Below are 5,310 nucleotides of genomic sequence, written 5' to 3' on the forward strand. Positions count from 1 at the left end.
TATAATGCCCTGGAAGCCTGCCAGGATCATATAGAACAGTTTGGAGGGCATAAATATGCGGCAGGTCTTACCCTGGAAATTTCAGAATATGATAATTTTAAACGCAAGTTTGAGGAAGTGGTTTCCGATAGTATCGAGAAACACCTGCTAATCCCCGAAATAAGTATTGATGCTGAATTAAAATTAAGCGATATCACGCCTAAGTTTTACAGGATTCTCAAGCAATTCGCTCCCTTTGGTCCCGGCAATATGAGCCCGGTGTTTATGAGCAGAGAACTTATCGATACAGGATACGGGAAATGTGTGGGGGCAGAGGACGCCCATTTAAAATGCACGGTAACTCAATGGCCGGCAGGGCCAACTTTTGATATGATTGGTTTTAATCTGGGCGACAAAGTTGAGTTAATTAAAGAGCGAAAGAAATTTAAAGCGGTTTATAGTCTGGATGAGAATGAATGGAACGGGAATGTTTCACTTCAATTAAAGCTTAGAGATATTGCAGAAGATTAAGAATCCAGTTTCTTCAGTTTTACGGTATTTCCATCAAATTCTGCATAGGTATAATGCGTAATCCAATCGCCGGTGTTGATATACCGGGAATTTTCATCAAGTTGAATATCGAGAGGCAAATGCCGGTGCCCGAATAAAAAATAATCATAATGCTTTTTTTCAAGCTTTCTGCGGCAATACTGAATAAGCCACTCTCCTTCTTCCCCTAAAAATTCCTGGTCTTCTACCCCTGAAATCGCTTTGTTTTTTACTGAAAAATACTGCGCCAGGGGAATTCCTAAATCGGGGTGCAGCCAACGGTATAACCATTTTGAAAACGGATTGGTAAATACCTTTTTCATTCGTTTATAACCGTGATCGCCGGGCCCCAGACCATCACCATGGCCTATGAGGAATTTTTTATTATTGAATTCAAATTCTTTTGGTTTATGGAAGACCGGAATATTCAATTCTTCCTCAAAATAATCTCTCATCCATAAATCGTGGTTTCCCACAAAGAAAAACACAGGAATCCCGCTATCTTTTATTTCGGCTAATTTCCCTAAAACCCTTACAAACCCTTTTGGAACCGCGTGTTTATATTCAAACCAAAAATCGAAAAGATCGCCTAAAAGAAAGATTGCGGCCGCATCTTCTTTTATTTCATCTAACCATTTTACAAATCGTACTTCCCGGGGCTTGCTTTCAGAAGCAGTGGGGGCGCCTAAATGATTGTCGCTTGAAAAATAGATCTTTTTGCCTTCAGGAATGGTCATTTAATCGTTTTCTGAATTGTAAATATAAATATTTTCGCAGAAGACCTCACAGGTCTGGAGAACCTGTGAGGGATTGAATATAAAACAGGGGATTCTTTGAATAACTCCCCCTTCGGTTTAGCCTATTTGATCGCTGGCATACCACTCGGCAAAACTAGATTCTGTTTCCTGTAGTTTTAAAGAATGTAGCTGTATATGCCCGGGAAGGTGATTTTTAATCTTTTCAGCAAAATCTATGATCATATTTTCACTGGTGGGTTGGTAATCTACCAGGATTACGTGATGATCACGATTTTTTAGTTCCTGCGCCAGCTCGATATGCGGGGTATTTTTATTGAATACAGTGGCGTGATCAAATTTATCTACGATCTCAGATTTCACAATCTTTTTAAGATCGCCAAAATCTATCACCATTCCGAATTTTACATCAGATTGATCAGTGATTGGCTCTCCAATCACAGTTACATTAAGTTTATAGCTGTGCCCGTGTACGTTTCGGCATTTTCCATCATACCCATACAGGGCGTGACCGGTTTCAAAATTAAATTGTTTTGTAATACGTATCTTACTCATAAAAGTAAATTTTTGGCAAAGATACAGGATTTTTGGTGCCTGAATTTTTTACTGGAATAAATCTCTTTCCGTAGTATATTTGCAAAATTTTTGTCCCTATGGAAATTATCGAAACCGAACTTTTTGAACAAATAGAATTCAGGGAGAACCCTTATTTCGAGGAAATAATAGCAGAACTTGTAGATAAACAATATTGTATTGCCGATAATTTTTTCAATGCAGAAGAGGTAACTGCTCTGCGTGATTCTCTGAAACAAAAATTTAAGGAGGACGAATTCAAAAAGGCTGCAATTGGGAGTAAGGTCAACGAAGTGATTGCTAAATCGGTGAGAGGGGATTTTATCCTCTGGCTTAACGAAGCCGAAGCTGGCCTGCCAGAAAAGTATTTTTTCGACAAAATCAATTCTTTTGTAGATTATCTGAATAAGACTTGTTTCCTCGGAATCCTTACCAAAGAATTTCATTATGCCCTTTACCCTGAAGGCACATTCTATAAACGCCATCTGGACACTTTTCAAAATGATGGCAGGAGAAAACTTTCTTTGGTTTGTTATTTAAATGACGAGGATTGGAAACCGGAAAACGGTGGGGAATTGGTGATTTACAAAAAAAAGAACGGGAAGGAAAGCGCAAAAAGTATTTATCCATTGCCGGGCAGGGTGGTGATCTTCGAAAGCCAGGTGCTGGAACATGAAGTAAAACCGGTAAATAAAACGAGACTCAGTATTACGGGATGGCTGAAGACGCGCTAACTTATTTTTTATACTTGCTGTAGATTACTACCACAATCAATATTACGGCGAGAATTAGCCAAAAACCCATGCCGCTCACAAAGCTAAATATTTCCCAGGTATCTTCGCTCATTAATTTTGCTTTCTTCTATGCTGGCGTTTTCTCCAGCTTATTCGGGCATAAAAAAATATCCCAAGAATTAGTAGGATAGCAATTAAGTATAGCCAATTATCGGCGATGAATTCCCAAAGGGTAAAACCCCATTCTTCTTCCCGGCTTGCCGGTCGGTCTTTTGGCAGATGTTCCTGAAATAGGCTCATAATCTTCAATTTTCATTAATATACTGAATATTCAGGGATATTGGCTTATTTTTTAAATTTCCCCAGGGCATTCTTAGTGAAATCAGATAATACTAATTCTCCCGAAATTGCCGCTCTTTCGAATAATAATTCTTCCCAGTGAGCAGTGTCTTTCCATAGAATCTGTTTCATTTCGAATAAAGCTTCGGGATTATAGGAGGCGAGTTTTTCGGTAAAAATTTCAACTTCTTTGTCGAGGTCTTTTATCGATTCAAAAACCCGGGCATAAAGCCCTTTTTCTTTAGCCCAGTAAGCGTTTTTCCATTCGTGGGCCGCAAGACTAAGTTCGGCCAAAGCATCTACTCCCATTTTTCTTTCTACCGCCGGGGCGATCACGAAGGGGCCAATCCCTATGCTCAATTCAGAAAGTTTAATTGCAGCAGCATCAGTGGCCATGGCGTAGTCGCAAGCCGCCACCAGTCCTACACCACCTCCAACGGTCTTCCCCTGAACACGACCAATAATTATTTTTTTACATTTCCGCATCGCATTGATCACGTTGGCGAATCCGGAGAAAAATAACTTTCCGGCCTGCATGGTTTCTATAGCCACAAGCTCGTCAAACGAGGCTCCGGCACAAAAGGCTTTTTCTCCTTCCGATTTTAAAAGAATCACATTCACATTTTCGTCATCAGAGAGTTTCTCAATTTCCTTTTCCAGTCTTTCTAAAAGTACCGAAGGGAAAGAATTACTTGCCGGATGCCCAAATTCCAAGTGTGCAATTCCATTTTCGATTTTAGTATATAAACTTCCGTTTTCGGGTGTGGTAGACATAATTATTCAGTTGATTTCCCTCAAATTTAAAATATTAAGCGGGAACAAACGAAATCTTCACACTTCTTTATGCAGGTATTTTCTTCGGAATTTGATTACAAGGGCACTACTTCTTATAAGCATCCATACAAAAAACGCGATCCAGATACCATAAAGTTGCAAACCGAAGTAGTCTGAAATCAATAGGGTAGGTGTGAAGCCCAGGAAGGTAGCCACCAACAGTAAATTTCTAAGGTATTTTGCTTCGCCCAAACCTTTAAAAATTCCGTCGAACATAAAAGCGATGGCGTTCACAGGCTGCATGAGCAATACGATCCAGAATACAGAAGAGAACAAAGCCAGAACAGCGGCTTCCTTATTAAAAATGAGGCCTATTTGGGTATAGAATAAGGCACAGAGGGCCATCAGGATTAGAGCGATTAAAATGGAGTATTTGCTGATTTTTTTGCTGAGCTCCCAAAGATTCTTATAATCACGGGCACCCAGTAATTTTCCACCTATAGCGTTTCCGGCATTGGCATAGCCATCGATGAAGAAACTAAAGAACAACCAGATATTCATCAAGATACTTTGGGCAGCGATATAATTTTTCCCGTAGTCGGTGGCGTAGGCATTGGCCAGGTAAATCGCAAAATTAAGGGCAGCGGTACGAATAAACAGGTTCGCAGCCATAAGAAGCAGTCCTTTAAGTCGGGGATTGATGTTAAAACTCAACTTTAGATGAAAAGGTGTTTTTTTGAAGAAAAACCATAAAGCCATAATCAGCATTGTAGCCTGAGCAGCAAGGCTGGCGTATGCAGCACCTTTAAGGTGCATAGCCGGGATAAGGTCTTCAATGCCATATACCAAAAGAAAATCTAATCCTACATTCACAGCAGCTCCCGCGAGGCTGCATTTCATAGCCCAAAGCGTGTTTTGGAGTCCGCGGAAAACTCCAAAAATAGCAAAGGTGACCAGGGTGAGGGGGTAACCTAATGCCCGAATTTGATAATATTCTTCGGAATACCTGAGAATAAGCCCTTCGGCATTATAGGCGCTAAAGATTGTTTCAGCAAAAATTGCGGTGGTGGCATAAATCACCAGGCTAAATGCAAAATTAAAATAAATGGCCTGGGGAATTAGTGTTTTTACCGCGTGAAGCCTGTTTGCCCCCAAATGTTGAGAAACAATGGCTGAAATAGCGGTCTTGGTTTGGGCAACTATCCAGATAATCGCTGAAAGAAAGGAGCCTACAATCCCAGCTGCTGCCAGAGCCTCTACCGGATTATTCTCAACATTTCCGATCACTGCGATATCGGTAAGGGAAATTAACGGTTCTGCGATTCCTGCGATAATTGCCGGAATAGCTAAACGATTTATATTTTTAAAACTAATTGATGTTTCCAAGAGAAGGCAAATATAAAAATAAGATCCCGCTTAGTTCATGGGATTTTTAGGAATAAAAAGTTTAAAATTAAACCACTTCGCATTAATATAGTCCTATTTTTGAGTGAATTGTTTATAAAATCTATTAAAACTTATGAATTTAAAACTACCCTGCTTGTGGTTGTTAAGTGTTTTCTTCGTTTTTAACAGCTATGCCCAACAAGAGTATCCTACCAACCGCC

At 39.9% G+C, this 5,310-nt stretch carries 6 protein-coding genes and 1 pseudogene; 2 read left to right on the forward strand and 5 right to left on the reverse strand.

Features of this window, described 5'->3' with window-relative positions; translation table 11 throughout:
* A pseudogene (locus VIM94_RS03965) lies at positions 1–510 on the forward strand (single-stranded-DNA-specific exonuclease RecJ); the annotation flags it as partial.
* Here VIM94_RS03965 and VIM94_RS03970 read toward each other — a convergent pair.
* The gene (locus tag VIM94_RS03970) at positions 507–1,265 is read right to left on the reverse strand and encodes a UDP-2,3-diacylglucosamine diphosphatase (RefSeq protein ID WP_332037994.1); all 759 of its coding nucleotides are present in this window, start codon (positions 1,263–1,265) and stop codon (positions 507–509) included. The pseudogene VIM94_RS03965 and the gene VIM94_RS03970 overlap by 4 nt on opposite strands.
* 117 nt (positions 1,266–1,382) lie before the next feature.
* The gene (locus tag VIM94_RS03975; protein WP_332037995.1) at positions 1,383–1,838 is read right to left on the reverse strand and encodes a 6-carboxytetrahydropterin synthase; all 456 of its coding nucleotides are present in this window, start codon (positions 1,836–1,838) and stop codon (positions 1,383–1,385) included.
* A gap of 98 nt (positions 1,839–1,936) precedes the next feature.
* On the opposite strand from VIM94_RS03975, the gene VIM94_RS03980 reads away from it, so the two are divergent.
* Positions 1,937–2,590, forward strand: coding sequence for a 2OG-Fe(II) oxygenase (locus VIM94_RS03980; RefSeq protein ID WP_332037996.1), 654 nt, complete (start codon positions 1,937–1,939; stop codon positions 2,588–2,590).
* Between the two features lie 111 nt (positions 2,591–2,701).
* Here VIM94_RS03980 and VIM94_RS03985 read toward each other — a convergent pair whose 3' ends face one another.
* The 3 genes from VIM94_RS03985 to VIM94_RS03995 are packed head-to-tail and all read right to left on the reverse strand — an operon-like array spanning position 2,702 to position 5,089.
* Positions 2,702–2,890: a hypothetical protein gene (locus VIM94_RS03985; RefSeq protein ID WP_332037997.1), complete on the reverse strand. Its 189-nt coding sequence runs from the start codon at positions 2,888–2,890 to the stop codon at positions 2,702–2,704.
* A 45-nt stretch (positions 2,891–2,935) separates the two neighbouring features.
* On the reverse strand, positions 2,936–3,703 hold the full coding sequence (locus tag VIM94_RS03990; RefSeq protein WP_332037998.1) for an enoyl-CoA hydratase/isomerase family protein: 768 nt from the start codon (positions 3,701–3,703) through the stop codon (positions 2,936–2,938).
* Between the two features lie 57 nt (positions 3,704–3,760).
* Positions 3,761–5,089, reverse strand: coding sequence for an MATE family efflux transporter (locus VIM94_RS03995; RefSeq protein ID WP_332037999.1), 1,329 nt, complete (start codon positions 5,087–5,089; stop codon positions 3,761–3,763).
* Between the last annotated feature and the right edge of the window lie 221 nt (positions 5,090–5,310).

Origin of the sequence: Salegentibacter sp. (assembly GCF_036568425.1) — a bacterium.
Taxonomy (GTDB): Bacteria; Bacteroidota; Bacteroidia; order Flavobacteriales; family Flavobacteriaceae; genus Salegentibacter.

Excerpts from the sequence above, each read along its gene's own strand:
- VIM94_RS03990 (WP_332037998.1), bottom strand. The coding sequence starts at position 3,703 with ATGTCTACCACACCCGAAAACGGAAGTTTATATACTAAAATCGAAAAT.
- VIM94_RS03985 (WP_332037997.1), bottom strand. The coding sequence starts at position 2,890 with ATGAGCCTATTTCAGGAACATCTGCCAAAAGACCGACCGGCAAGCCGG.
- VIM94_RS03970 (WP_332037994.1), bottom strand. The coding sequence starts at position 1,265 with ATGACCATTCCTGAAGGCAAAAAGATCTATTTTTCAAGCGACAATCAT.
- VIM94_RS03980 (WP_332037996.1), top strand. The coding sequence starts at position 1,937 with ATGGAAATTATCGAAACCGAACTTTTTGAACAAATAGAATTCAGGGAG.
- VIM94_RS03975 (WP_332037995.1), bottom strand. The coding sequence starts at position 1,838 with ATGAGTAAGATACGTATTACAAAACAATTTAATTTTGAAACCGGTCAC.